Annotated in this window: 21 protein-coding genes; 14 read left to right on the forward strand and 7 right to left on the reverse strand. The window is 66.7% G+C overall.

The features are described 5' to 3' along the window. Nucleotides 1-150: 150 nt before the first annotated feature. The 5 genes from AC2EAL_RS11005 to AC2EAL_RS11025 are packed head-to-tail and all read right to left on the reverse strand — an operon-like array spanning nt 151 to nt 5,933. Nucleotides 151-1,416, reverse strand: coding sequence for an amidohydrolase family protein (locus AC2EAL_RS11005; protein ID WP_484724261.1), 1,266 nt, complete (start codon nt 1,414-1,416; stop codon nt 151-153). Next, a complete protein-coding gene (locus AC2EAL_RS11010; RefSeq protein WP_484724262.1) occupies nt 1,417-2,361 on the reverse strand; it encodes an ABC transporter permease in 945 nt (314 codons plus the stop codon). After that, nucleotides 2,358-3,401, reverse strand: coding sequence for an ABC transporter permease (locus tag AC2EAL_RS11015; RefSeq protein ID WP_484724263.1), 1,044 nt, complete (start codon nt 3,399-3,401; stop codon nt 2,358-2,360). The genes AC2EAL_RS11010 and AC2EAL_RS11015 overlap by 4 nt, the downstream gene beginning before the upstream one ends. After that, nucleotides 3,391-4,923, reverse strand: a complete 1,533-nt coding sequence (locus tag AC2EAL_RS11020) for an ABC transporter ATP-binding protein (RefSeq protein ID WP_484724264.1) — start codon at nt 4,921-4,923, stop codon at nt 3,391-3,393. The genes AC2EAL_RS11015 and AC2EAL_RS11020 overlap by 11 nt, the downstream gene beginning before the upstream one ends. Then, entirely contained in the window at nt 4,920-5,933 is a 1,014-nt protein-coding gene (locus AC2EAL_RS11025; protein ID WP_484724265.1) for a BMP family protein, read from the reverse strand. Before AC2EAL_RS11025 ends, AC2EAL_RS11020 begins: the two co-directional genes overlap by 4 nt. A gap of 253 nt (nt 5,934-6,186) precedes the next feature. On the opposite strand from AC2EAL_RS11025, the gene AC2EAL_RS11030 reads away from it, so the two are divergent. Further along, nucleotides 6,187-6,852, forward strand: coding sequence for a GntR family transcriptional regulator (locus AC2EAL_RS11030; protein ID WP_484724266.1), 666 nt, complete (start codon nt 6,187-6,189; stop codon nt 6,850-6,852). A 29-nt stretch (nt 6,853-6,881) separates the two neighbouring features. Here AC2EAL_RS11030 and AC2EAL_RS11035 read toward each other — a convergent pair whose 3' ends face one another. Next, nucleotides 6,882-7,583, reverse strand: coding sequence for a type 1 glutamine amidotransferase (locus tag AC2EAL_RS11035; protein WP_484724267.1), 702 nt, complete (start codon nt 7,581-7,583; stop codon nt 6,882-6,884). A 63-nt stretch (nt 7,584-7,646) separates the two neighbouring features. Here AC2EAL_RS11035 and AC2EAL_RS11040 point away from each other — a divergent pair, with 63 nt between their 5' ends. From AC2EAL_RS11040 to AC2EAL_RS11060, 5 genes are all read left to right on the forward strand, one after another. Beyond that, nucleotides 7,647-8,903 carry a cytochrome P450 gene (locus tag AC2EAL_RS11040; RefSeq protein WP_484724268.1) on the forward strand — a complete coding sequence of 419 codons (1,257 nt, stop codon included), beginning with the start codon at nt 7,647-7,649 and terminating at the stop codon, nt 8,901-8,903. A 17-nt stretch (nt 8,904-8,920) separates the two neighbouring features. Further along, nucleotides 8,921-10,213, forward strand: coding sequence for a type I glutamate--ammonia ligase (locus AC2EAL_RS11045; RefSeq protein ID WP_484724269.1), 1,293 nt, complete (start codon nt 8,921-8,923; stop codon nt 10,211-10,213). An 11-nt stretch (nt 10,214-10,224) separates the two neighbouring features. Beyond that, on the forward strand, nt 10,225-10,551 hold the full coding sequence (locus tag AC2EAL_RS11050; RefSeq protein WP_484724270.1) for a 2Fe-2S iron-sulfur cluster-binding protein: 327 nt from the start codon (nt 10,225-10,227) through the stop codon (nt 10,549-10,551). 124 nt (nt 10,552-10,675) lie between these two features. Further along, complete coding sequence (locus AC2EAL_RS11055) at nt 10,676-11,434, forward strand: inositol monophosphatase family protein (protein WP_484724271.1); 759 nt, start codon at nt 10,676-10,678, stop codon at nt 11,432-11,434. Nucleotides 11,435-11,526: 92 nt separating this feature from the next. Next, a complete protein-coding gene (locus AC2EAL_RS11060) occupies nt 11,527-13,494 on the forward strand; it encodes an aminotransferase class V-fold PLP-dependent enzyme (RefSeq protein WP_484724272.1) in 1,968 nt (655 codons plus the stop codon). Nucleotides 13,495-13,557: 63 nt separating this feature from the next. On the opposite strand, the gene AC2EAL_RS11065 is transcribed toward AC2EAL_RS11060, so the two are convergent. Continuing rightward, nucleotides 13,558-14,328, reverse strand: a complete 771-nt coding sequence (locus tag AC2EAL_RS11065; RefSeq protein ID WP_484724273.1) for an HpcH/HpaI aldolase family protein — start codon at nt 14,326-14,328, stop codon at nt 13,558-13,560. Between the two features lie 170 nt (nt 14,329-14,498). Between AC2EAL_RS11065 and AC2EAL_RS11070 the strand changes: the two genes are divergently transcribed. The 8 genes from AC2EAL_RS11070 to AC2EAL_RS11105 all read left to right on the forward strand — a co-directional run bounded on the left by AC2EAL_RS11070 (nt 14,499) and on the right by AC2EAL_RS11105 (nt 23,114). Then, nucleotides 14,499-14,993 carry a MarR family transcriptional regulator gene (locus AC2EAL_RS11070; RefSeq protein WP_484724274.1) on the forward strand — a complete coding sequence of 165 codons (495 nt, stop codon included), beginning with the start codon at nt 14,499-14,501 and terminating at the stop codon, nt 14,991-14,993. Between the two features lie 105 nt (nt 14,994-15,098). Beyond that, complete coding sequence (locus tag AC2EAL_RS11075) at nt 15,099-16,094, forward strand: Gfo/Idh/MocA family protein (RefSeq protein ID WP_484724275.1); 996 nt, start codon at nt 15,099-15,101, stop codon at nt 16,092-16,094. Then, nucleotides 16,091-17,662, forward strand: coding sequence for an acyl CoA:acetate/3-ketoacid CoA transferase (locus AC2EAL_RS11080; RefSeq protein WP_484724276.1), 1,572 nt, complete (start codon nt 16,091-16,093; stop codon nt 17,660-17,662). Before AC2EAL_RS11075 ends, AC2EAL_RS11080 begins: the two co-directional genes overlap by 4 nt. Next, the gene (locus AC2EAL_RS11085) at nt 17,659-18,426 is read left to right on the forward strand and encodes an enoyl-CoA hydratase/isomerase family protein (RefSeq protein ID WP_484724277.1); all 768 of its coding nucleotides are present in this window, start codon (nt 17,659-17,661) and stop codon (nt 18,424-18,426) included. The genes AC2EAL_RS11080 and AC2EAL_RS11085 overlap by 4 nt, the downstream gene beginning before the upstream one ends. Before the next feature lies 1 nt (nt 18,427). After that, nucleotides 18,428-19,945, forward strand: coding sequence for an aldehyde dehydrogenase family protein (locus AC2EAL_RS11090; protein ID WP_484724278.1), 1,518 nt, complete (start codon nt 18,428-18,430; stop codon nt 19,943-19,945). Between the two features lie 40 nt (nt 19,946-19,985). After that, nucleotides 19,986-21,236, forward strand: a complete 1,251-nt coding sequence (locus AC2EAL_RS11095) for an ABC transporter substrate-binding protein (RefSeq protein WP_484724279.1) — start codon at nt 19,986-19,988, stop codon at nt 21,234-21,236. A gap of 112 nt (nt 21,237-21,348) precedes the next feature. After that, complete coding sequence (locus tag AC2EAL_RS11100) at nt 21,349-22,239, forward strand: carbohydrate ABC transporter permease (RefSeq protein WP_484724280.1); 891 nt, start codon at nt 21,349-21,351, stop codon at nt 22,237-22,239. Beyond that, the gene (locus tag AC2EAL_RS11105; protein WP_484724281.1) at nt 22,236-23,114 is read left to right on the forward strand and encodes a carbohydrate ABC transporter permease; all 879 of its coding nucleotides are present in this window, start codon (nt 22,236-22,238) and stop codon (nt 23,112-23,114) included. Before AC2EAL_RS11100 ends, AC2EAL_RS11105 begins: the two co-directional genes overlap by 4 nt. Nucleotides 23,115-23,272: the final 158 nt, after the last annotated feature.

Genomic DNA, 23,272 nt, shown 5'->3' on the forward strand with positions numbered 1-23,272 from the left:
AAGGATGGGCTCCCTCAACCCTAAGGCGAAGGCCGTGCGCGCACTTTCCGGGCATGTTTTTCGGTCTCTGCCGGATCCGTGGTTGTTTCGAAACCGGAATGAATGGTCAGCCCGCAGTTAACCAAGCGCGACTCGGGCCGATTCGTTACCCTATCCGTGCCGGCGCCGGACGGTTCCAGGGCGGCCCGGCAGGGATAGGCGGGCGTCATTCCGTTGCCGCTCGGCCACCACCTTGCCTTTCGCCACCACGGCCAGCCGATCAGGCCGCAGCCGCAGCGCCTCAGTCGGGGTGCCTGCGTCCAGGACGACAAGGCTCGCCACGCAGCCAGGCCGCAGGCCGTAGTCCAGCCCCATGATCTGCGCGTTCACCTCGGTGACCATGGTGAAACAGCGTGCCATTTCCGTCGGATGCGTCATCTGCGCGACATGCAGGCCCATGAAGGCCACGTCCAGCATGTCCGCCGTCCCCAAGGAATACCAGGGGTCCAGCACGCAGTCCTGCCCCCAGCCGACCGGGATGCCCAGGGCCTGCATCTCCTTGACCCGAGTCAGCCCGCGCCGCTTGGGGTAGGTATCATGACGGCCCTGCAGGGTGATGTTGATCAGCGGGTTCGGGATCGCCGTCATGCCGGACTCGGCAATCAGCGGCAAAAGCTTGGACACATAGTAGTTGTCCATCGAATGCATGCTGGTCAGGTGGCTGCCCGCCGCGCGCCCGCCCAGCCCATGCCGCGTCACCTCGCGCGCCATCGTTTCCACGTGGCGGGACATCGGGTCATCCGTCTCGTCGCAATGGACGTCCCACATCAGGCCCCGTTCGGCGGCGATACGGCCCAGGTCGCGCAAGGACTCGGCCCCTTCCTCCATCGTCCGTTCGAAATGCGGGATGCCGCCCACCACATCGACGCCCATGTCCAGCGCCCGCAGCACGTTCTGCCGCCCGGTCTTGGTGCGGTACAGCCCGTCCTGCGGGAAGGCCACCAGCTGCAGGTCCAGATAGGGCGCAACCCGGCGCTTGACCTCCAGCATCGCCTCGACCCCGCGCAGGTGGTCGGGCGTGGTGTCGACATGGGTGCGGATCGCCAGAAGGCCCATCGACACCGCCCAGTCGCAGTAGGTGACCGCGCGGTCGACCATCTCGTCCACCGTCGCAATCTCGCGCAATTCCCCCCACAGCGCGATCCCCTCCAGCAGCGTCCCCGAGGAGTTCACGCGGGGGATGCCGTAGGACAGGGTCGCGTCCATGTGGAAATGCGGGTCGACGAAGGGCGGGGACACCAGGTCGCCGGTCGCATCGATGACCCGGGCAGCCCCCGCATCCAGCTTGCCCACTGCCGCGATCCGGTCGCCGGTGATCCCGATATCGGCCACCGTCCCGTCGGGCAGCGTGCCGCCCTTGACCAGAAGATCGAACATTCAGCGTTCCCCCTTGTTGTAGGGCACCATCAGCGCCGCCGGGACTTCTGCGCGCCTCGACATCAGGATCAAGGCCAGGATCGACAGGATGAAGGGCAGGGCCAGGAACAGCTGGTAGGGCAGGACAGCCCCCAGTTCCGTCTGCTGCAACCTGATCTGCAGCGCATCGAAGGCGGCAAACAGGATCGCTCCCAGCACCGCCTTCCCCGGCTTCCAGGCCCCGAACACGACCAGCGCGATGCAGATCCAGCCGCGCCCATTCACCATCTCGAAGAAAAAGCTGGAAAAGGCCGACAGCGTCAGGAACGCGCCCCCGACCGCCATCAGCCCCGATCCCACGATCAACGCCCCCATCCGCAGGCCGGTGACGGAAAGCCCCTGCGCCTCGACCGCCGCCGGGTTCTCGCCCACCGCCCGGACGGCAAGGCCGAGGGGCGTGCGGTACAGCGTGAAGGCCACCAGCCCCGCGACGGCAAAGGCCGCCCAGGTCAGCGCGGTCTGCGACAGGGCTTCACCCAGCCAGGGCAGGTCGGAAAGGCCGGGGATGTGCAGTGGCTGGAACGGCTCGATCTTCGGTGGGCTCGTCACCTCGGGCAGCATCAGCCGATAGGCGAAATAGGCGGTGGAGGTCGCGAGCAACGTCACCCCCAGGCCCACGACATGCTGCGACAGGCCGAAGGGCACGGTCAGCGTCGAATGGAGAAGGCCGAACAGCATCCCCGCCGCCATTGCCGTGGCCACCCCGCCCCACAAGGGCAGGCCAAGGTAGACCGCCATCCAGCCAGTAAAGGCGCCGATGACCATGATCCCCTCGATCCCCAGGTTCAGAACCCCCGCGCGTTCGCAGATGAGTTCCCCCATCGTCGCCAGGATCAGGGGCGTCGCGATGCGGATGACGGCGGCCCAGAAGCTTGCCGAGATCAGGATGTCGACGATCTCGCTCATCCCCGCACCACCCGGACCTTGGTCAGCAGGATCGCCAGCACCATGAAGAGAAGCGCCACCGCCATCAGCATGTCGGCGATATAGGTCGGCACCCCGGCCGCCCGGCTCATCGCGTCAGAGCCGACGAAAATCCCCGCGACGAAGATCGCCGTGACCACCACCCCAAGCGGATGCAGCAGGGCCAGCATGGCGACGATGATGCCAGTGTAGCCGAACCCCGGCGACAAATCCGATGACAGATGCCCCTTCAGCCCCGCGACTTCGGACCAGCCTGCCAGCGCCGCAAGGCCGCCCGACAGAAGCGCCGTCTTCACCAGCACCGCATTCACCGGCATCCCCGCAAACCGCGCGGCCTCCGGGTTCTGCCCGACGGCGCGGATTTCAAAGCCCAGCGTCGTGCGGGTCTGGATCACCCAGACCACGACCGCCGCAAGGATCGCCAGCGCAAAGCCCCAGTGCAGCCGCAGTCCTTCGACGATCCGGGGCAGGCGGGCCTCCGGGATCAGCGGCGTCGACTTCGGCCAGCCCATGCCCATCGGGTCCTTCATCGGGCCTTCCAGCAGGTAGCTGACGAAGAGAAGCATGATGAAGTTGAGAAGAAGCGTCGTCACCACCTCATCCACCCCCAGCCGCGTCTTCAGCAGCACCGGCCCCAGAAGCAGCGCCGCGCCCCCCAGCATCGCGACCAGGGCGGACAGGGGCAGGACCCAGGGGCTGCCCAAGAGCCCGGTCCCCAGCACGACCGCAAGGATCGCCCCGGCATAAAGCTGCGCCTCGGCGCCGATGTTCCACAGCTTGGCGCGAAAAGCGACGGCCACGGCGAGGCCGGTGAAGATCAGCGGCGTCGCGCGGTTCAGCGTCTCCAGGATCGCCAGCCGCGACCCCAGCGCGCCGGTCACGATCTGGCCCAGCACCGCAAACGGGTTCGCGCCGGCGATCAGCGCCAGGCCCATCGCTACCCCCAGGGTGGCGAGCAGCGCCAGCACGGGCAGACCCAGCCGCCGCGCGGGGGAGGGGTTGGGGATCACCTCAAGCCGCATCCGCGTCCCCGAACTTCTGCCCGGCCATCCACAGGCCCAACTCCGCCGCCGTCATCGTGCCCCGGGCGAAAGCCGGTGACAGCCGACCTTGAGACATCACATGAAGGACGTCCGACAACCCCATGATTTCGTCTAGGTCCTCCGAGATCAGTAAAACCGCCGCGCCCCGGTCCCGCGCCGCGATCAGCTGGCTTTGCACATAGGCAATCGCGCCCACGTCCAACCCCCGCACCGGCTGGTTCGCCAGGATGATATCCGGCCCCCCCGCCATCGCGCGGCCCAGGATCAGCTTCTGCATGTTCCCGCCTGAGAGCAGCCGGATGCGGGTCGAGGGCCCCGGACAGCGCACGTCATAGCCCTTGATGATGCCTTCCGCGAACTCCCGCGCCGCGCCCCAATCCATCCAGCCCCGGCGCGAAAACCGCGCCTTGTATCCCTCCAGCACCGCATTCTCGGTCAGGTCGAAATCGGCGATGGAGCCCTGGTGATGCCGGTCCTCCGGGATCCGCGCCACGCCCCGCGCCAGGGCCTCGCTTGGGCTCCAGCGCTTCGGTTCCTGCCCGTGCAGCCACAGGTGCCCCTCGGCCGGCACAGACAGCCCGCCGACAATCTCGGCCAAGGCCGCCTGCCCGTTGCCCGATACCCCCGCCAGCCCGGTGATCTGCCCCGCCCGCAGTTCCAGCGAGACCGACCTCAACCCCGGCGTGGCCCCCCGGTTCGGGGTCGAAACCCCCGCGAGCCGCATCAGCGCCGCCCCCGGCGCCCGCGCCTCGGCACGCGGCAGCGACAGTTCGCCCCCGACCATCAGCGCCGCCAGCGCCGCCTTGTCGGTCGCCCGCGTCTCGACCTCTCCCACCACGCGCCCATGCCGCAGCACCACGCAACGGTCGGCAATCGCCATCACCTCGTGCAGCTTGTGGCTGATGAAGATCACCGACAGCCCCAAGGCCGTGGCCTTGCGCAACGTGGCAAACAGCGCCTCCGACTCCTGCGGCGTCAACACCGCCGTGGGTTCGTCCAGGATCAGCACGCGTGCATCGCGGTAGAGCGCCTTCAGGATCTCCACCCGCTGGCGCTCGCCCACCGACAGCCGCCCAACCTTGGCATCGGGATGCACCACCAGCCCGAAATCGCGCGACAGCCGTTGAACCTTCTGCCGCGCGCCAGCAGCGCCGCGCGACCAGATCCCCTCGGTCCCCAGCCGGATGTTCTCGAGGACCGTCAGGTTCCCCGCCAGGGTGAAATGCTGGTGGACCATCCCAACCCCTGCCGCCAGCGCCGCGCGCGGGTTACCGGGGGGCAGGGGTGCCCCGAACACCTCTACAGACCCCTCATCGGCCACATAGTGACCGAAAAGGATGTTCATCAGCGTGGTCTTCCCTGCGCCGTTTTCGCCAAGAAGCGCAACGACTTCCCCGCGCCGCAGCGTCAGGGACACCGCGTCGTTCGCCACAAGCGCACCGAACCGCTTGGTGATGCGGTCGAGGCGGAGGACGACCTCCGCCCCTTGGTCCCCGGTCACGACGACTTCGGCTCGTTGTCGTTGATCTCGACCACGAAAGACCCTTCCTTGATCGCGGCCTCTTTCTCGGCCACCAGCGCCATCACCTCGGCCGGGACCTTGCCCTCGAACGTGCCCAGCGGCGCCAGGGAGCAGCCACCGTTGATCATGTAGGAATAGACGCCGTAGTTGTCGGCCTTGAACGTGCCCGCCTGGATCGCCGCGACGGCCGCGTTCAGCGTCGGTTCAAAGTGCCACAGCGCCGAGGTGACGACCGTCTCGGGATAATCCGCTTGCGTGTCGATCACGTTGCCGATCGCCAGCACGCCCCGCTCTTTCGCGGCGTCGGACACGCCAAAGCGTTCGGCATACATCAGGTCCGCCCCGCCATCGATCATGGCGAAAGCGGTCTCCTTGGCCTTCGGCGGGTCGAACCAGGACCCGATGAACGAAACCTGGAACTTGGCATCCGCCTTCACTTCGCGGACGCCCGCCATGAAGGCATGCATCAGACGGTTGACCTCGGGGATCGGGAAGCCGCCGACCATGCCGATATTGCCCTTGGTCATCCCGCCCGCGACGATGCCCGACAGATAGGCCGCGTCCTGGATGTAGTTGTCGAAGACGGCGAGGTTCGGGTTGGCGGCCGCATCGGGCATGAAGCTGGACCCCAAAAGGAACGCCACGTCCGGATACTCTGCGCAGACCTCGCGCGCTTCGGCCTCGGCGCCGAAGATCTCGCCCACGATCAGCTTGACGCCCGCCTCGCAGTATTCCCGCATCACGCGGGGATAATCGGTGTTCGCCACGTTCTCGGTGTAGGTATAGTCGACCGTCCCAGCGGCCTTCAGCGCCTCGGCGGCGATGTGGATGCGGCTGACCCATTGCTGTTCCACCGGCACCGTGTAGATGCCCGCCATCTTGATCGGCTCTTGCGCAAGCGCCACGCCCGGCAGGTTCGCCGCAACCGTCGCCGCAGCCCCACCCATAAGCAGCCCGCGCCGTGAGACCGTGAAGGTTCCCGTTGTCATCTGAGTGCCATCCCTGTTGTTGGTATTCGGTTGTAATTTTTACCAAGAGGTAAAACTCATTCCCGATTCGATACAAGCGGCAGTTTGGCGGGTCAAAGCGTGCAAGCCGTCGTCCCGTCTGCCCTCGCAGTCTACCATAAACTTAAGTATTGCAAATGTTTGCCGTTCAAAGTGAAAGCGGTTTCTGAAGGCGGGACTTGGGCATCGACGCAGGCCGCTTTGCATGGCAGGGTCCCCCCAAGGAGAGAGTGCCATGTCCATCCCCTTCGCCGGCCCGCAGATTCCGACCCTGGTCCAGCACATCCTGGACCGGATCGACCTGGGCGCGCTCAACCCCGGCGATCTTCTGGACGAGGCCGAGCTTTCCGAAACTCACGGCGTCTCACGCACGCCGGTGCGCGAGGCGATCCTGTATCTCGAGGCGCTGGGCCTCGTCCGCCGCCTGCCGCGCAAGGGCGCGACGATCTTCCGCCCGACTTTGGAAGAGTTCCTCGCTATCCTTGAAGTCCATGCCAAGCTTGAAGGCCAGGCAGCAGGCCTTGCCGCCCGCCGCCTGTCACGCCAGGGGGCCGAGGAACTGGAGGCCGCCGTCTGCGCCTGCGAGGCGAAGGCCGCCGCCAGCCCGGACAGCGACCCCGATGGCTATTACCAGTTGAACCTGCGCTTCCACGCCTGCGTGGCCACCGCCTCGGGCAATGGCGTGCTTCTCGAAAGCCTGAAGACGAACGCCCGTCGCCTGCTGGCCTACTACCGAGCGCGCTACCGGTTTCCAGGCGCGATCCCGAACTCTGCCGCCGAACACCGCGCCATCGCCCGCCTGATCACCGACCGCGATTCGGCGGGGGCCGAGGCGATGATGCAGTCCCATGTCCAGTTCGACCAGGTCACCGCGATGGACCTGCTAGCGGCGCTGTCCTGAACTTCGAATTTTCGCAGAAAACTCGTGCCTTACGCGGCTTCGAAGAACCGCGCGATCCATTCCGCAAAGCGCGGCCCGTCCGAGCCCAGGGACAAGGACGCCCGTGCCGCTTCCCCCACCTCCGCCGGAAAGTGCGGCGCGAATTCCTCGACCAGTGCGACCAGGAACGCAGGCGTCATTTCCGGATGGTACTGGGTCGCAAAGACCCTGTCCCCGATCCGGTAGCACGCCGCCGGACACCCCGGCGTGACCCCCACCACCTCCGCCCCCGGCGGTAGCACCGTCACCTGTTCCCCATGCGCCGCCGCCAGCCGGAACCTGGCCACGGACTGCATCCATGGGGCAGGGGCCACCACCTCCGTCTCCGCCGTCCCCAGCACGAACGGCCCCGGATTCGGCCCGACCGTCCCCCCCAGCGCCTTCGCAATCGCCTGATGCCCGAAGCAGGCCCCCGCCATGGGCTTCCCCGCCGCATGGGCCTCACGGATCAACGCCAGCAGCCGCACTATCCAGGTGTCCTCATCATGCACCGAGGACGGGCTGCCCCCGATCAGGAACCCGTCAAACCCCTGCACATTCTCGGGAAACTCCCCCTTCGGCAGGTCAAACGCCGTCACCCGCCACCCCGGCCGCACCCCGTGCAAAAGCACCCGGAACTTCTCCACATCCCGCGGATGGCGGGCGGCAAAGGCACTGTCATCGGTGTTCGTTGCCAGCACCGCGATATGCATGGAGATTTCCCTTTACATATTTAACATGCGTATCATTATACAAACCGCAGGAGGTAGCAACCCATGACAGTCTGGACGCCCACCGATGACGGTTTCGCTGACCTCACCTCGCACGACACCTTCCTGCAGGGCGCACCCTACAACACCTTCGCCCGCCTCCGCCGCGAAGACCCCTGTCACTGGACCCCATACCCCCAAGGCCAGGGCTTCTGGTCCCTCACCCGGCACGAGGACATCCATCGCCTGAACGGCCAGCCCGACCTCCTCTCCTCGGCCCGCGGTATCCGGATGGAGGATCAGAGCTACGAGGAATACCTCGCCCGCCGCACCTTCCAGGAAACCGACCCGCCCGAGCACATGATGACCCGCGTCAAGGTCGCCAAGGCCTTCTCGAAACCCGTCATCGCCACCTTCGAGCAGTCGATCCGTGACCTCTGCACCACGATCCTGGACGCCGCCCTGCAAAAGGAAACCTTTGACGCCACAAAGGAAATCGCCCGCGAGCTGCCGATGCGGATGCTCGGCCGCATCGTGGGCCTGCCAGACAAAGACCTCCCCTGGCTCGTCGAAAAGGGCGACGCGCTGATCGCCAACACCGATCCCGACTTCACCCCTCACGTCCTCGACAAGCTCACCACCGACGAGTTCCGGATGATGCCTTTCAACTCCCCCGCCGGGGCGGAGCTTTTCCTCTACGCCAAGGACCTGATGGCCCGTAAGGCCGCCAGCGGGGACACGGGCGGCGTCCTTCACATGATCCTGCAGCCCGGCCACGACGGCACGGTGATGCCGGAGAACGAATTCCGCAACTTCTTCTGCCTGATCGTCGCCGCCGGGAACGACACCACCCGCTATTCCATCGCCGCGGGCCTGCAGGCGCTTGCCCACCAGCCGGAACTTCTCCCCCTGATCCAGTCCGGCGCCGTCGACGACACCATGGCGGACGAGATCATCCGCTGGGCCAGCCCCACCGCCTACTTCCGACGCACCGCGACCCGCGACTTCGACCTGCACGGCAAGACCGTGCAAACCGGCGACAAGGTCCTCTACTGGTTCGCCTCGGCCAACCGGGACGAGACGGTCTTCGCCGACCCCTACCGCGTCGACCTGGCCCGCACGCCGAACAAGCACCTCGCCTTCGGGCAGGGTGGCCCGCACCTTTGCCTCGGCATGTGGCTCGCCCGGCTGGAGGTCCGCGTCCTGTTCCAGGAACTGGCCAAGCGCATCAGATCCATCGAACCGGCGGGCGACCAGAAATTCCTGCGCTCGAACTTTATCGCAGGGTTGAAAAGCCTGCCCGTCCGCGTGACGCTGCAATAATCAACAGGGGACACAAAATGGCCGACCGCCTGCGCGCGATGTTCTGCGACCACCTCAGCCTGATGCGTGGCAAGTACCTGCCCGCCGCCAAGCTGAAATCCGACGGCACCCGCATGGCGCGGCCCACGTTCAGCGTCCACTGGGACAAGGACCTGATCCTCGACGCCCCCCACACCAAATGCCGCGAGGGCATCCCGGACATGGAACTGCGCTGGGACGCCGCCGAGATCCGCCAGGGGTGGGAGCCTGACACGAAAGTCGTCACCGGCGACCTCTACGACAGCGACGGCCAACGCATCCCCCTCTGCCCCCGCTCGGCCCTGAAACGCGCCGTTGCCGCCTGGGAGGCGAAGGGCCTGACCCCCAAGGTCGGGATCGAATTGGAAGCCTTCGCCTTCGAGATCGCTGAAGACGGCTCCGTCGCGCCCATGCATGCCCCCGGCGGCATCGTCTACGGCACCGGCCCCTTCGCCGACCCCGCCGGTTTCACCGACGCGATCTGGAACCGGGCCGAGGAAGCGGGGTTCAAGCTGGACCTCATCACCGCCGAATACGACACCCCGCAGTATGAATTCACCCTCGCCTATGACACGGCGGTCAAGGCCGTGGACGAGATGGTGCTCTTCCGCCAGATGGCGCGCGAAGTGGCGCTGGAGCACGGTATCCTTCTGACTTTCCTGCCGAAACCGATCCTGGAAAAGGGCGGCTCGGGCCTGCATTTCAACCTGTCCTTCGCGGACAAAGCCGGCAAGAACGCCCTGCAAACCGGCCCCAAGGGCGGCCCCGACCACATGAACGACCTCGCGAAAGGCGTCGTTTCGGGCTGGCTGCACCATCACAAGGGCCTTGCGGGCCTCCTGGCCCCCACGGTCGGCAGCTACCTCCGCCTGCAGCCCGCCTCGATGTCCGGCTACTGGTGCAACTGGGGTGGTGACCACCGCGGCGTGACGGTCCGCGTGTCGGAAGAGGGCGGCCCGAAAACCCGCCTCGAACACCGCATGGCCGACGCCAGCTGCAACCCCTACACCGCGCTTGCGGCGCTGCTGCAGGCCGGGCTTCTGGGCGTCCAGAACGGCTATGACCTCCCGCCACCCGAGGCTGGCGACGGCTTCGACCGCACCGATGCGGGCTATGGCGTGGCGGGGTCTCTGGCCGAGGCGATGGATGACCTGCAGGCCGACACCGCGCTGGGCCAGGCCCTCGGCCCGGAACTCGTCGAACACCACCTCTTCATGAAGCGGATCGAGGTGACCAAGACCGAAGGCCTCGAAGGCCCCGCGCTGCGCGACTACTACATCTGGTACGTCTGAGGGTCCCCCCCATGCCTGCACTACGGAAAGCCACCTGGAAACTGGCCGATGGCCGCGAGATCACCCTGGACGTTGCCGAGGGCACCAGCCTGATGGAGGCCGCCACCGCCCGCGGCGTCCCCGGCATCATCGGCGAATGCGGCGGGTCGATATCCTGCGCGACCTGTCACGTCGTCGTCGCCGATGACTGGGCCGAAAGGGCAGGGGCCCCGAGCGCCTTCGAGGAGGACATGCTCGACATCACCGAGGCCGGCCGCCAACCTACCTCGCGGCTGTCCTGCCAGATCAAGATGACGGCGGCGCTGGACGGGATCGTGGTCTCTGTGCCCGAGGCCTGACGCGCCGCTCGTCGAAGCCTTCGGCACTCCTCGCTGCCGTCCGCCCTGCGACGAGAAGTCGAAGACGCGACGCAGGAGCCGCCCACTCTGCGACGAGAAGTCGAAGACGCACGAGGAGCCGCCAATGCTCGACACCCTCACCACCATCCTCAGCGAAGCGGGCACCCAGGCCCAAGGCTTCTTCGACACCCTCCACGCCCGCACCATCGAGGCGAAGGCCCCCGGTGACTTCGTCTCCGACGCCGACCGCGCAGTGGAGGTCACCATCCGCCGCCTCCTCGCCCAGCACTTCCCCGGCGACGGCATCCTCGGCGAGGAGATGGGCGGCCACCCCACCGGTCGCTTCTGGGCCGTGGACCCGATCGACGGCACCTCGAACTTCCTCTCAGGGCTCCCGTTCTGGACCATCTCCCTGGGCCTCATGGACCAGGGCCAGCCTGTCGCCGGGGGCATCTACGCCCCCGCTCTCGGCCTGATGGCCGTGACCGACGGCATCACGCTCACTGAAACCGGCCTCACCCCCGGCTCCCGCGCCACCAACCCGTCCTGCATCGGCATGGGCCGCAACGACCGCTGGCCCGCCGCCGACCGCCACGCCCTTGAGGCCGCCGTCGAGGCTGCAGGCCTCTCTCCCCGCATCTTCGGCTCCTGCGCGCTGTCCCTGATGCTGGTCGCCACCCAGCGGCTGAAAGGCTACATCGAGGCCCACGTCGGCGGCCTCTGGGACTGCGCTGCGGGCCTCGCCCTCTGCCGGGCGAGAGGGCTGCCGACAGCGTTCAAGGTCCACCCGGACGGCACGGTTGATGTCCTTGCGGGAAGGGTTTTCGACCTGAACCTCCCCTCGGACTGGGCCCGGACCCTCGCCCCGCATCGCGCCGATTGATCCGGCCAGATCATTCAAGCTTGAAACAACTTGAGACGCCCCCGCATGTGCCCTATCCTTCCTCCGCAATGGGACGGGAAGGACGGCAGACCTTGGCCAGCAATACGACGACGGGGGGCTATTTCCTCTACCATTCCATCGGCATCTATCCCGGCAAGGAAGAGGACATGGCCTGCGCGATGGCCGAATTCTCCGAAGTCTGGTCCGCCCCGAACGACAAGCAATGGGGCTATGTCCTGCGCAAGCGGCAGGATTTCATCGACCGCTGGCGGCGGCTGATCAATGTCCCGAAGGGCAGCCTCACGACCGTCGACAACGTGACCGAGGGCCTGCAGAAGATCCTCCGCGCGCTGCCGGAAGGCAGCCTCAAGGGCAAGAAAGTCCTCGCCGCCGCTGACTGCTTTCCCTCGCTCCACTTCCTCCTCGCTGGCCTCGCGCCCAAGATGGGCTTCACCCTCACCACCGTCCCCCTCTCGGAAGGCCTCCCCCTCGTCACGACCGAGGACTACCTCGCCCACTGGACCCCCGACGTGGGCCTCGCATTACTGACCTGGGTCACCTCCATCGGGTCGTCGAAGATGGACTACGAAACCCTCGTCGCCCACGGCCGCCAGATGGGCAGCCTGATGGTCGCCGACATCACCCAGGGCGCGGGCCTCATGCCCTTCGACGCGCTGAACCCGAGGGTGGATTTCGTCGTCTCCACCAGCCTCAAGTGGCTCTGCGGGACGCCCGGCGCCGGCATCCTCTACGCCGACAAGGACCTGATCCCCAGCCTCACCCCTGAAGGCCGCGGCTGGTTCTCGCAGAACAACCCCTTCTCCTGGGACCTCGACACCTTCGCCTACGCCCCCGACATCCGCCGCTTCGACACCGGCACGCCCGGCTCCGTCGCGGCCCTGGCTTCATTGCCCGCCATGGAATGGTTCTCGAAACAGGACCTGAACGACGTCGCCGCCCACAACCGCCGCCTCGTCGACCGGGTGATCACCCGCGCCGACCGCCTGGACCTCCCGCTCCATTCCCCCCGCGAAGCCCACAAGCGCGGCGGGGCGGTGATGATCCGGATGCCCGACAAGGCCGAGGCCGCGGCCTGCGTCGGTGCCCTCGGGGTAGAGGGCTATTCCGTCGACTTCCGCGGCCCGATCCTGCGCATGTCTCCGGGCTTCGTGACCGAGGAACGCGCCGTGGACGCCGTCTTCGACATGGTCGAGGACGTGATGGCCCGCCGCCGCCGCCGCTATCCGGGGCAGGGGGAAAGGACCGGGAACCCCACAGAGACCCTCGCCGCGCTGGCCACCAGCCTGGCCACCGGAGGCGTCAAGATCATCGACCTCACCGCCCAACTCGGCCCCGAAACTCCGATCCTTCGCCTGCCCGAGGACCTGGCCCGCAACACCCCCAAGGTCGCCATCCACCCAATCAGCGCCTACGACCAGAACGGCCCCTTCTGGGCCTGGAACTGGCTGGAACTCGGCGAACACTCCGGCACCCATTTCGACGCGCCGCACCATTGGCTCTCGGGCAAGGACCACCCCGACGGCTTCACCGATACCCTCTCCGTCCAGCGCCTGATCGCACCGGCCAACGTCATCGACTGCTCCAGGGAAGCCGCCGCAGACCCCGATTTCCTCCTCACCGCCGCCCATGTGAAGGCCTGGGAGGCCAGGCACGGCGAAATCGGGCCGGGCGAATGGGTCCTGATGCGCACCGACTGGGACAAGCGGTCGCACGACGAGGAACTGTTCCTGAACGAGGACCCCGATCCTTACGAGGACGGCTCGCATTCCCCCGGCCCGTCGACCGACTGCATCGACTACCTCCTGGGGAAAGGCATCGTCGGCTGGGGCACGCAGTGCATCGGCACCGACGCGGGCATGGCCGGCAAGTTCAGCCCACCCTTCCCGGCGCATAACTTCCTGCATCGGGACAACTGCTTTGGCCTTGCCAGCCTCTGCAACCTCGACCAGCTGCCGCCCAAGGGCGCGGTGCTGATCGTCACGCCATTGAAGATTAAGGACGGCACCGGCTCACCCATCCGGGCGCTGGCGCTGGTCTGACCGCTCGTCGTGCCCTTCGGTTCTCCTCGCGCGAGGAGAAGCCGCAGGCGCGACGCAGGAGCCTTACCGGGAAACGAACTGCTTCGCCCGCGCCCGCAAAGCGCCGACATAGGCCAGCACGTCGATCCCGACGCCCACGAACCGCGCCCCGGCCGCTACGCAATCGGCGATGAACGCATCCTCGGTCGATAGCACCCCCGCCGCCTTGCCCGACGCCGCGATCCGCGCTAGCGCGTCCATGACCGCGCCCCGCACCTCCGGATGGCCCGCGTTCCCCAGATGCCCCATGTCGGCGGCCAGGTCCGACGGCCCGATGAACACGCAATCCACCCCCGGGATCGCCAGAATCTCGTCCAGCGCCGCCAGCCCCGCGCGGCTTTCGATCTGCAGGATCAGGCAGATCTGGTCGGCCGCCGTCTTCAGGTAATCCGGGATCGCCGAGAACCGCGAGGCACGGGCCAGCGACGACCCCACCCCCCGGATCCCCTCGGGCGGATAGCGCGTCGCCGCCAGCGCCCGCCGCGCCTGGTCGGCGCTTTCGATCATCGGGATCAACAGGCTCTGCGCGCCCGCGTCCAGCACCTGCTTGATCCGCGCCGGATCGTCGTCGCGCAACCGCACCACCGGCAGGGAGGGCGACGGCTCGATCACCGCCAGCTGCGCCACTGTTGATCGTAGGTCGTTCGGCGCATGTTCCCCGTCGATCAAGAGCCAGTCAAAGCCGCAGGTCGCCGCCATCTCGGCCGGATAAGGATCGGCCATGCCCAGCCAGCAGCCGTACAAGGTCTCTCCCGCAGCAAGGCGGCGTTTCAGGTGGTTGACAGGGGCAGGCATCGGGACACTCGGTGTTTGGGGTCGGGCGGGCCGACCCTAGCGCGCAAGGTCTTGGACTGGCCAGCGGAATCCGCTGCCCCTGGCGGTGCCGCCGCCGTCCCGGCCTGCTGCGTCATTCGCGCCGCCCTGCAAGCATTGTCGCCCACCCGAAAACAGGCGATAAGCCGGATATGACCGATCAGCCGCCCCCGTTTCGCCAGACCCGCCGCTCCCTGCCCATCGCACTTTTGCGCGCACGGGAAACGGTCATGGGGCCGTTGCGGGGCATGCTGGCGACCTCCGGCGTCAACGAACAGAAATGGCGCGTCCTGCGCGTGTTGCAGGAGCGGGGGCCGCTGGAACTCAGCCAGGTCGCCGCCGAGGCGGTTCTCCTCCTTTCCAGCCTGACGCGGATGGTCGGGCCGATGGTCGAGGAGGGCCTGATCACCCGGATGACCCCGCCCGAGGACCGGCGCAAGTCGATTGTCGCGATCACTCCGGCGGGCCTTGCATTGGTCAACGCCCATGCCGGGCAGAGTGCGGCGATCCTGGGCCGGATCGAGGCCGAGTTCGGCTCCAAGCGGTTGGAGGCGCTGCTGGACCTGCTGGAAGACCTTCAGAAGCTGAACCTTGATCCCGAGGCCCCAGCAACCGACCGCAAGCCCGGCTCCAAGCCCCGGCGCTAGCCTGTCGCCCTACTCGTGACGGCCACAAATCCCCAAAGCTTTTCTGGCTTGACGTCGTTTGGATCGTTCCATAAGTAATTTGGAACGAACCAAATCGGGGGAATCATGCGCTGGGCACTGATCGGGGCAAGTACGATTGCCGCTCAGCACATGATCGGCGCCTTGCGCGGGGCGGGTCAGGATGTGGCGGCTGTGGTCAGCACCAGTGCCGCGCGGGCGACCGAGTTTGCGGCAGAGCACGGCATCCCCGCCGCTTTTGCGCAGCTTGATCCGGTCACGGCAGACCTGGGGATCGGGGCCGTCTACATCTCTTCCACCAACGAAAAACACCACGCCCAGGCCATGGCGGCCATTGCGGCGGGCAAGCATGTCCTGTGCGAAAAGCCCCTGGCGATGACCGCCGAGGAAGCCGCCGAAATGGTCCGCGCTGCCCGCGCCGCAGGCGTCACTTTCGCCACCAACCACCACCTGCGCTGCTCGGGCAGCCACCGCGCCATCCGCGACCTGATCGCCCAGGGCCGTATCGGGCGGGTCCTGTCGCTCCGCCTCTTCCACGCCGTCCACCTGCCGCCGCACCTGCAGGGCTGGCGGATCGACAACCCTGACGCGGGCGGCGGCGTCATCCCAGACATCACCGTCCACGATGCCGACGTGGCAAGCTTCCTCCTCGGCGAAACCCCGGTCTCCGTGGTCGCCCAGATGACCGCCAGCGGCATGGGGCAGGGGGTCGAGGACGGTGCCATGTCGGTCTGGACCATGCCCTCGGGCGCGATGGTCATGTCCCACGAAAGCTTCACCCACCCCTTCGCCGGGTCGGGGCTGGAGGTACACGGCACTGAAGGCTCCATCTTCGCGCGGGGCGTGATGACACAGCTTCCGGTGGGTGAGATCGAGCTGGTCACCGCCCAGGGCCGCGAAGCCGTGCCCTATTCCGCCCACAACCTCTACCTTCAGGGTGTGACCGACTTCCTGGCCGCCGTCGCGGGGCAGGGCACCCCGGCTGCGACCGGAGAAGACGGCATCGCCTCGCTTGCCGTGGCGCTGGCCGTGCGCGAAGCTGCGCGCACCGGCCAACGCCAGCTTGTGAAGGTGCCCGCATGACCAAACTCGTCTCCCCGTCCGACGCCGTCTCCCGCATTGCGGACGGGGCTGTCGTCACCGTCTCCTCCTCCTCCGCCCTGGGCTGCCCCGACCTGGTCCTGAAGGCCCTGGGCGAAAGGTTCCGCGCCGAGGGCCATCCGAAGGGCATCACCACGCTCCACCCCATCGCGGCCGGGGATATGTACGGCGTCAAGGGCATGGACTGGATCGCGCAGGATGGCCTCCTCTCCCGCGTCCTGGCCGGCTCCTACCCCTCCGGCTCCTCCAACCTGCCGATGCCCGAAATCTGGAAGATGATCGTCGAGGACCGGGTGGCCGCCTACAACGTCCCCTCCGGCATCCTCTTCGACATGCACCGCGAAGCCGCCGCCCGCCGCCCCGGAGTGCTGACCAAGGTTGGGATGGAGACCTTCGCCGACCCGATCCGCGAGGGCTGTGCGATGAACGCCCGCGGGGCCGCTGCGCCCATCGTGAAGCGTGTCGAGTTCGGGGGCGACACCTGGCTCCACTTCCCGAACATCCAGCCCGACGTTTGCATTCTGCGCGCGACCACGGCGGATGAAAACGGCAACCTCACCTACGAACACGAAGGCGCCTACCTTGGCGGTCTCGAACAGGCCATCGCCGCCCGCAACAACGGCGGCCTCGTCATCGCCCAGGTCTCCCGCCTGACCGCCGCCGGAAGCCTCCGCCCCCACGACGTCCGTGTACCCGGCCACCTGGTCGACCTGATCGTCATCGACCCCGACCAGAAGCAGACCTGCGAAACCCCCTACGACCCCGCCATCTCCGGCCAGATCATGCGCCCCTGGTCCTCCTTCACCCTGGCCGAACACGGTGTCGAAAAGGTCATCGCCCGCCGCGCCGCGATGGAGCTTCGCAAGGGCCAGACCGCCAACCTCGGCTTCGGCATCTCGGCCATGGTCCCCCGCATCCTGTTGGAGGAAGGCCACCCCGAGGCCGTCACCTGGGCCATCGAACAGGGCGCCGTGGGAGGCATGCCCCTCACCGGCTTCGCCTTCGGCTGTGCGTCGAACGCCTGGGGCTACGTCCCCTCGCCGCAGCAGTTCATCTACTTCCAGGGCGCAGGCTTCGACCTGTCGTTCCTGTCGTTCCTGGAGATCGACGTCGAAGGCAACGTCAACGTCTCTAAACTCGGGAAAAAGCCTTATCTCACAGCCGGTTGCGGCGGATTTGTCGACATCACCTCGCACGCCCGCAAGATCGTCTTCTCCGGCTGGTTCGAGGCCGGGGCAGGGGTCTCGCTCTCCCCGCAAGGCCTCACTGTCACCACCCCAGGCAAGTTCTGCAAGATGGTTGACCGCGTCGAACATGTCACCTTCTCCGGCACCCGCGCCCGCGCCACTGGGCAAGAGGTCCTCTACATCACCGAACGCTGCGTGATCCGCCTGACCGACCGGGGCCTTGTCGCGACCGAGATCATGCCCGGCATCGACCCCGCCCGCGACATCATCGCCGCCTCCCAGGGCCGCGTCTCCATCGCCGAGAACGCCACTACCATGCCGCTCAAGCTCCTCACCGAAGGCCCGATGGGGTGGCAACCATGAGCGGCGTCCGTCTTCACATCGCTGGCCCCGTCGCCACCCTGACGCTGGACAACCCCGCGAAGCTCAACTGCTTCACGACCGACATGCTGGACCAACTCGCCAGCCACCTTGAAACCATCGAGGCCAACCCAGACCTCCGCGCCGTGATCGTCACCGGGGAAGGGGAAAAGGCCTTCTGCTCCGGCGCCGACATCAACGCCTGGGGCGGCCTGACCCCCGCCGACTTCGCCCGCAACTGGGTCCGCGGCGGCCACCGCATCTTCGACCGTCTCGCGCGCCTCGCGAAACCCACCATCGCCGCACTGAACGGCCATGCCTTCGGCGGCGGCCTCGAACTCGCCGCCGCTTGCGACATCCGGGTCATCGCGCCGAAAGCGACCATTGCCCTGCCAGAGGCACAAGTCGGCATCGTCCCCGGCTGGTCCGGATCGCAACGCCTCGCCCGCTTGATCCCCGAAGGCCTCCTCAAGGAAATGGCCCTCTTCGGCCGCCGCATCGGCGCGGACCGCCTCCTCTCCTGCGGCTTTGTAGCCGAAGTCGCCGAGGACGTCTGCTCCACAGCCCAGGCCATCGCCGAGAAAGCCGCCACCCTCTCCCCCCGTGCGACCGAGATCACCAAGGCGATGATCCACGCAGGGAAAAGTGAGGACAGCGCCGCCTTGATCGAGGCGCTCGGCTCCGCCGCCATCGCCGCCAGCGAGGACCGCGCAGAGGGCGTCGCCGCCTTCCAACAGAAACGCACTCCAGACTTCCCGGGGACCTGACATGCTCGACCTCACCCTGATCCCCGCAATCCAGACCACCCTTCCGCCGGTCTTCGACGCCCGCCATCTGATCGACGGGCGATGGCTTGCCCAAGGCCCCACGTCCGAACGCCTCTCTCCCTCCCACGGCACCGTCGTTTCACGCGCGCAAATTGGAACGATCCAAGACGCCGAAGCCGCCATCTCCGCCGCCCGCAAGGCCTTCGACGACGGGCGCTGGAGCGCTCTCTCCGGCAAGGCGCGCGCCACGGTCCTCCTGAAAGTCGCCGACCTGATCGAGGCCAACGTTGAGCGCATGGCGCTCATGGAAACGCTCGAATCCGGCAAGCCGATCACCCAGGCGCGCGGAGAGATCAGCGGGGCCGCCGACCTCTGGCGCTATGCTGCCTCTCTCGCCCGCACCCTCCACGGCGACAGCCACAACAGCCTTGGCGAAGACATCCTCGCCGTGGTCCTGAAGGAACCCATCGGCGTCGTCAGCATCATCACGCCCTGGAACTTCCCGTTCTGGATCCTGTCCCAGAAGCTGCCCTTCGCGATGGCCGCCGGTTGCACCTGCGTCGTCAAGCCCTCCGAACTCACGCCCTCGACTACCGTGATCCTGGGTGAACTGCTCCTTGAAGCAGGCCTCCCCAACGGAGTGGTCAACATCGTCCTCGGCTACGGCCAGCCGGTCGGCACGACCCTTGCCAGCCACCCTGACGTGGACATGGTCACCTTCACCGGCTCCACCGCCGTCGGGCGCGGGATCGCCGCCGCCGCCTCCAGTACGCTGAAGAAAGTCGCCCTCGAACTCGGCGGCAAGAACCCGCAGGTGATCTTCCCCGACGCGGACCTTGAATCCGCCGCCGACGCCGTCACCTTCGGCGTCTATTTCAACGTCGGCCAGTGCTGCAATTCCGGCAGCCGGATCATCGTCCGCGAAGACATTGCCGAGGCCTTCACCGCCCGCGTGGTGGACCTCTCGCGCCAAGTGGCCTTCGGCGATCCGCTCGACCCCGCCACGCAAGTCGGCGCCATCGTCAGCCGCGAGCATGGCGCGAAGATCGACGCCTACGTCACCGCCGCAGCCAAGGCCGGGGCCACAGTCGCGTTGGGCGGCGCGGCATTGCAAGTGCCCGGCCTCGGCCCCCAGTTCTACCAGCCCACCATCGTGACCAATGTCACCCCCGACATGGCCATCGCCCGCGAGGAAGTCTTCGGCCCGGTCCTCACCGTCCTGACTTTCCGCACGTTGGACGAAGCGCTGCACCTCGTGAACGACGCCGACTACGGCCTTTCCGCGGGCGTCTGGAGCGAGAACGTCCATACCTGCCTTGAGTTTGCCCGCAAGGCGCAGGCCGGCACCGTCTGGACCAACACCTGGATGGACGGCTTCCCCGAAGTCACCTTCGGCGGCGTCAAGCAATCGGGCCTCGGGCGTGAGATCGGCCGCTACGGCCTGGATGAATTCATGGAAATCAAGTCGCTCGTCATGCGGATCGGCCGCACACGGGCGCCTTGGGTAAGACCCCGCTGACCCTTGAGCGGGCCAATGATGCGCAAAACGGGAGGAAACCATGCGCCTTTTCGGAAGAACGATGACCGCCGCGGCGGCACTTGCCCTGACCACGTCCTTGGCATTTGCCGAGGATGTGGAGGTCCTTCACTGGTGGACCAGCGGCGGTGAAGCCGCCGCGTTGAACGTGCTGAAGGACGACCTCGGCACCAAGTCCATCGGCTGGGTCGACATGCCCGTCGCCGGGGGCGGGGGCGAGGCGGCGATGACCGCGCTCCGCGCCCGTGTCACGGCAGGCGACCCGCCGACCGCCGTGCAGATGCTGGGCTTCGACATCCTCGACTGGGCCGGTGAGGGCGCACTCGGCGACCTGACCGAAGTCGCCACCGCCGAAGGCTGGGACGCTGTCGTTCCCGCAGCACTCCAGGGCTTCTCGAAAGCCGATGGCAAGTGGATCGCGGCCCCCGTGAACGTCCACTCCACCAACTGGGTCTGGATCAACAAGGCCGCGCTTGACGCGACCGGCCTTGCCGCGCCCACGACCTGGGACGAGCTGGTCGCCGTCCTCGACAAGATGAAGGAAAACGGGATCACGCCCCTTGGCCACGGCGGCCAGCCCTGGCAAGAGGCGACTGTCTTCGACGGCGTGGTCCTGGGGATGGGCGGGGACCTCTACCAGAAGGCTTTCATCGACCTCGACCCCGCGGCCCTCGGCGGCCCGGAAATGGCCGAGGCTTTTAACCGCCTGATCAAGCTGCGCTCCTACGTCGACGACAACTTCTCGGGCCGTGACTGGAACCTGGCCTCCGCTATGGTCATCAACGGCGAGGCCGGGATGCAGATGATGGGCGACTGGGCCAAGGGCGAGTTCCTGAAGGCCGGAAAGGTCCCGGGCACCGACTTCGTCTGCATCCGTTTCCCCGGCACGCAAGGCTCGGTCACCTTCAACTCCGACCAGTTCGCCATGTTCAACGTGGAAAGCGAAGAGGCGAAAGCCGCGCAGGGCGCGATGGCCTCGGCGATCATGAACCCGACCTTCCAGTCGGCGTTCAACGTGGTCAAAGGCTCGGTCCCGGCCCGGACCGACGTGCCGAACGACGCCTTCGACGACTGCGGCAAGAAGGGGATGGCGGACCTCGCGGAAGCCAACTCCAATGGCACGCTTTTCGGGTCCATGGCGCATGGTCATGCCGCCCCGGCCTCGGTGAAGAACGCGACCTATGACGTGATCACCGCGGCCTTCAACGGCGAATATGCCGACGGCGCCGCCGCTGCCGCTGCCCTGGCCGAAGCGGTTGCCGCCGCGCAGTAATCGCTTGAACGGGGGGCGGCACCGCTGCCCCCCCGACCCAAATTCCTTAAGTAAGGAATTTGTCAAAATCCTTACTCAAGGATTTTGGCCACCAGAACCAAAGGAGGGACCCATGGCCACCAAGGCCGATTTCCGCACCACGCTGCAGGACTTGCTGCCGAAGCTCGTCCTCGCCCCCTCCTTCGCCGTGACGCTCCTTTTCGTCTACGGCTTCATCCTTTTCACCGTGGCCCTGTCCTTCACCGGATCGAAGATGCTGCCCCGCTACGACTGGGTGGGTTTCCAGAACTACGAGAAACTCTTCGCCCTTCCCGCCTGGACCACCGCGATCACCAACATCGCGATCTTCGCCTCGCTTTACATCGTCATCTGCACGGCTGTAGGCCTGATGCTGGCGATATTCCTCGACCAGAAGATCCGGGGCGAGGGCGTCCTGCGGCCCATCTACCTCTACCCCATGGCCCTCAGCTTCATCGTCACCGGCACCGCCTGGAAATGGTTCCTCGACCCCGGCATCGGCCTTGAACGGATCATGCACCTCTGGGGCTGGGAGAGCTTCTCCTTCACCTGGATCAAGGATGGCGACATGGCGATCTACACCATCGTCCTCGCCGCCGTCTGGCAGACCTCGGGCTTCGTGATGGCGATGTTCCTCGCGGGCCTCCGCGGCATCGACAACGAGATCCTGAAGGCCGCCCAGATCGACGGCGCCTCGAACTGGCAGCTTTACCGGCGGATCGTCATTCCCCTGCTGCGCCCCGCCTTCCTGTCGGCCTTCGTCATCCTCAGCCACCTTGCGATCAAGTCCTACGACCTCGTCATCGCCCTCACCGGCGGTGGCCCCGGCCGGGCTACCGAGATGCCGGCGACCTTCATGTATTCCTACACCTTCACCCGCAACCAGATGGGCATCGGTGCCTCCTCCGCCGTGATCATGCTGATGACCATCGCCGCGATCATGGTCCCCTATCTTTACGCCGAGCTGAAGGAGAAGAAGGCATGAGCGCCCTGACCCAAGACACCGCCGTCTCGACCGGGCGCATCACGCGGGCCTTCATCTATCTGGTCCTGATCCTCTTCGCGCTCTTCTACCTCCTGCCGCTCTACGTCATGGGTGTGAACTCATTGAAACCGCTGGAGGAAATCACCGGCGGCAACATGATGGCCCTGCCGTCCGAGTGGACCCTCGACCCCTGGCGTTCTGCCTGGTCCACCGCCCAGATCGGGGTGGAGCCGACGGGCCTCAAACCCTACTTCCTCAACTCGATCCTGATGGTCGTCCCCGCCGTCGCCATCTCCACCATTGTCGGCGCGCTGAACGGCTACATCCTGACGAAATGGCGCTTCCGGGGGGATACCTGGGTCTTCGGGCTGATGCTCTTCTCCTGCTTCATCCCGTTCCAGATTGTCCTGATCCCGATGGCCGTGGTGTTGGGAAAGCTCGGCCTTGCCGGATCGGTGCCCGGCCTGATCCTTGTCCATGTCGTCTACGGGATCGGCTTCACCACGCTCTACTTCCGCAACTACTACGCAGCCTTCCCGACCGAGCTTGTCCGCGCCGCGATGATCGACGGGGCAGGGTTCTTCCGCATCTTCTGGCGCATCCTCTTGCCCGTCTCCGGCCCCATCGCCGTCGTCTCGGTCATCTGGCAGTTCACCAACATCTGGAACGACTTCCTGTTCGGCGTCTCCTTCGGCGGCACGTCGCAACCGATGACCGTGGCACTCAACAACCTCGTCCAGTCCTCGACGGGCGTGAAGGAGTACAACGTCCACTTCGCCGGCGCGATCCTGGCCGCGCTGCCCACCCTCCTCGTCTACATTGTCGCGGGCCGCTACTTCGTGCGCGGCCTCATGGCGGGGAGCGTGAAAGGATGAGGCGCGGTGCCGCCTTGCGGCAGCGAGGCGTCCAGTGGACGCATCGCAGCGCCGAATGCCCGAGGCCCAGGCCGAGGGCGGGGGGTTCCCCCTAAGCAAGGAGACCGCCGGGCGGCGGCAACCGCCCGACGGTCATGTTCAACCCAAGCCCGCATTCA

This window comes from Tabrizicola sp. T74 (assembly GCF_057219935.1).

What these genes read in the sequence shown, in the direction of transcription:
- AC2EAL_RS11035 (WP_484724267.1), bottom strand. Translation starts at nt 7,583, where the DNA reads ATGCATATCGCGGTGCTGGCAACGAACACCGATGACAGTGCCTTTGCC.
- AC2EAL_RS11070 (WP_484724274.1), top strand. Translation starts at nt 14,499, where the DNA reads ATGACCGATCAGCCGCCCCCGTTTCGCCAGACCCGCCGCTCCCTGCCC.
- AC2EAL_RS11065 (WP_484724273.1), bottom strand. Translation starts at nt 14,328, where the DNA reads ATGCCTGCCCCTGTCAACCACCTGAAACGCCGCCTTGCTGCGGGAGAG.
- AC2EAL_RS11015 (WP_484724263.1), bottom strand. Translation starts at nt 3,401, where the DNA reads ATGCGGCTTGAGGTGATCCCCAACCCCTCCCCCGCGCGGCGGCTGGGT.
- AC2EAL_RS11100 (WP_484724280.1), top strand. Translation starts at nt 21,349, where the DNA reads ATGGCCACCAAGGCCGATTTCCGCACCACGCTGCAGGACTTGCTGCCG.
- AC2EAL_RS11050 (WP_484724270.1), top strand. Translation starts at nt 10,225, where the DNA reads ATGCCTGCACTACGGAAAGCCACCTGGAAACTGGCCGATGGCCGCGAG.
- AC2EAL_RS11095 (WP_484724279.1), top strand. Translation starts at nt 19,986, where the DNA reads ATGCGCCTTTTCGGAAGAACGATGACCGCCGCGGCGGCACTTGCCCTG.
- AC2EAL_RS11090 (WP_484724278.1), top strand. Translation starts at nt 18,428, where the DNA reads ATGCTCGACCTCACCCTGATCCCCGCAATCCAGACCACCCTTCCGCCG.
- AC2EAL_RS11085 (WP_484724277.1), top strand. Translation starts at nt 17,659, where the DNA reads ATGAGCGGCGTCCGTCTTCACATCGCTGGCCCCGTCGCCACCCTGACG.
- AC2EAL_RS11005 (WP_484724261.1), bottom strand. Translation starts at nt 1,416, where the DNA reads ATGTTCGATCTTCTGGTCAAGGGCGGCACGCTGCCCGACGGGACGGTG.
- AC2EAL_RS11045 (WP_484724269.1), top strand. Translation starts at nt 8,921, where the DNA reads ATGGCCGACCGCCTGCGCGCGATGTTCTGCGACCACCTCAGCCTGATG.
- AC2EAL_RS11025 (WP_484724265.1), bottom strand. Translation starts at nt 5,933, where the DNA reads ATGACAACGGGAACCTTCACGGTCTCACGGCGCGGGCTGCTTATGGGT.
- AC2EAL_RS11075 (WP_484724275.1), top strand. Translation starts at nt 15,099, where the DNA reads ATGCGCTGGGCACTGATCGGGGCAAGTACGATTGCCGCTCAGCACATG.
- AC2EAL_RS11040 (WP_484724268.1), top strand. Translation starts at nt 7,647, where the DNA reads ATGACAGTCTGGACGCCCACCGATGACGGTTTCGCTGACCTCACCTCG.
- AC2EAL_RS11010 (WP_484724262.1), bottom strand. Translation starts at nt 2,361, where the DNA reads ATGAGCGAGATCGTCGACATCCTGATCTCGGCAAGCTTCTGGGCCGCC.
- AC2EAL_RS11080 (WP_484724276.1), top strand. Translation starts at nt 16,091, where the DNA reads ATGACCAAACTCGTCTCCCCGTCCGACGCCGTCTCCCGCATTGCGGAC.
- AC2EAL_RS11030 (WP_484724266.1), top strand. Translation starts at nt 6,187, where the DNA reads ATGTCCATCCCCTTCGCCGGCCCGCAGATTCCGACCCTGGTCCAGCAC.
- AC2EAL_RS11105 (WP_484724281.1), top strand. Translation starts at nt 22,236, where the DNA reads ATGAGCGCCCTGACCCAAGACACCGCCGTCTCGACCGGGCGCATCACG.
- AC2EAL_RS11055 (WP_484724271.1), top strand. Translation starts at nt 10,676, where the DNA reads ATGCTCGACACCCTCACCACCATCCTCAGCGAAGCGGGCACCCAGGCC.